The organism is Streptomyces prasinopilosus (assembly GCF_001419695.1).
Classification (GTDB): Bacteria; Actinomycetota; Actinomycetes; order Streptomycetales; family Streptomycetaceae; genus Streptomyces; species Streptomyces prasinopilosus.
On the sequence record NZ_LIRG01000563.1, the window covers coordinates 1 to 2,059 of the forward strand.

Below are 2,059 nucleotides of genomic sequence, written 5' to 3' on the forward strand. Positions count from 1 at the left end.
GCTGCATGAGCGTCGGCGGGCCCCTCCCCGCCGACGCTCATGCAGCCGGCGGCGGCGACGACGGCCAGGACGGTGGCGGCCAGGCGGACGGGTACGTACAAGGGGCGCACGAGGCCACCTCCGGTCGGGATGCTGGGTCGGACTGCCCAACTCCCGTCACCCGCAGGAGGACACGCCGTCGGCGCACCGGTGACAAGCCGGTGACCTATCCGTAGCCGAGTGCGTGCAGCCGGGCGTCGTCGATGCCGAAGTGGTGCGCGATCTCGTGCACCACGGTGATCTCCGCCTCGGCGACGACGTCCTCCCGGGACTCGCACATCCGCAGGGTCGGCCCCCGGTAGACGGTGATCCGGTCCGGCAGCACCCCCGCGTACCACTCGCCCCGCTCGGTCAGCGGGGTCCCCTCGTACAGCCCCAGCAGCTCGGGATCGTCCGCCGGCGGCTCGTCCTCGACGAACACCGCGACGTTGTCCATCAGCCGCGTCAGCTCCGGCGGGATCCGGTCGAGCGCCTCGGCGACCAGTTCCTCGAACTCCCCACGCGTCATCTCCAGCACAGGGCCATTGTCGGCCATGACCCGTCCGCAGGAGTCCCGCCGGACGCCCCGCATATCCGGCGCGCCGCACGGGCATACGGGATCAATGGCACGCGTCCCCGCCGCAGTCGGGAACCTCCGGCACCGCGCCCGAAGGGTCCCGCGGGCCCTCGGCCGTCTCCGCTCCCGCCGTCACCGTCCCCGCCGGCCCGCCGCCCCGGCGGCGGCCGTCACCACCGCGCTCGTCGCGCGGCCGTCCCGTCCCTGGAAGCGCGTCGCCGGGCTCCTCGCCGTCGTCCTGCTCGGCGCCTGGCTCGGCCTGCTGGTCGTGGGCAACGTGCGCGTCCCCGTCGGTCCCATGGACACGACCATGACCCTGCGCCCGTCCCTCGCCGGCGGCACGAAGATCAACGTCTCTCCCCTGGGAGCACTGGAACTCGACAGCCACCACGCGCCCGTCCGCCTCGACGTGAACGTCGACCGGCTGGACCCCGCCCGCTCCCAGGCCCTTGTGGACCACCCCGAGCGCCTCTCCGGCCTCCAGGACGAGGTCACCCGGGACATCGCCCGCGGCACCGCCGACCTCGCCGTGCGCTCCGTCGTCGCCGTCGTCACCGGCGCCACCGTCCTCGGCCTCGCCGTCTACCGCCGCCCGCGCCGGGCCCTGACCGCGGGCGGTCTCGCCCTCACCCTGCTGGCCGCGTCCGGCGGCACCGCGTACGCCACCTGGAACCCGGACTCCGTCCTCGAGCCGAGGTTCTCCGGGCTGCTCTCCTCGGCGCCCTCCCTGGTCGGCAACGCCCGCAGCATCGTCACGGAGTTCGACGTCTACCAGAAGGAGCTGGCCCGCCTGGTCACCAACGTGACGAAGCTCTACGACGCCACCTCCACCCTCCCCGCCTACCAGCCCGACCCGACCACCCTGCGGGTCCTGCACGTCTCCGACATCCACCTCAACCCGGCGAGCTGGACGATCATCGCCTCGCTCGTCGAGCAGTACCGGGTGGACGTCATCGTCGACTCCGGCGACACCATGGACCACGGCACCGCCGCCGAGAACGGCTTCCTCGACCCCGTCGAGGACCTCGGCGCCCCCTACGTCTGGGTCCGCGGCAACCACGACTCGCTCGTCACCCAGCGCTACCTCGAAGGCCTCGAGAACGTCCACGTCCTGGACGGCGGACGGGCCAGGACCGTCGCGGGCCTGCGCTTCGCCGGCATCGGGGACCCGCAGTTCACCCCGGACCGTTCCAGGAAGCCCGGCGCCGAGCAGTCCCAGGAACTCGCGGGTGCCCGGCTGGCCTCCGCCCTGCGGGACCAGCGGGCCGCCGGCACCCCGGTCGACGTGGCCGTCGCCCATGAGCCGGCGGCGGCCCGCGAGGTGGACGGCACGGTGCCCCTCGTCCTGGCCGGGCACGTCCACCGCCAGAAGACCGAGGTCATGAAGTACGGCACCCGGCTCCGCATCGAGGGCTCCACCGGCGGCAGCGGCCTGCGCGCGATCGAGGGCGAGCACCCCGACCC

2 protein-coding genes are annotated in these 2,059 nt (G+C 73.8%); one reads left to right on the forward strand and one right to left on the reverse strand.

Annotation, left to right across the window (positions count from 1 at the left end; all coding sequences use genetic code 11):
- Positions 1-205 precede the first annotated feature (205 nt).
- Positions 206-556, reverse strand: coding sequence for a metallopeptidase family protein (locus AOK18_RS22165; protein WP_055574943.1), 351 nt, complete (start codon positions 554-556; stop codon positions 206-208).
- A gap of 85 nt (positions 557-641) precedes the next feature.
- Between AOK18_RS22165 and AOK18_RS22170 the strand changes: the two genes are divergently transcribed.
- Positions 642-2,059, forward strand: a 1,418-nt coding sequence (locus AOK18_RS22170; RefSeq protein WP_055695483.1) for a metallophosphoesterase family protein, incomplete at its 3' end; no start/stop codon positions are given.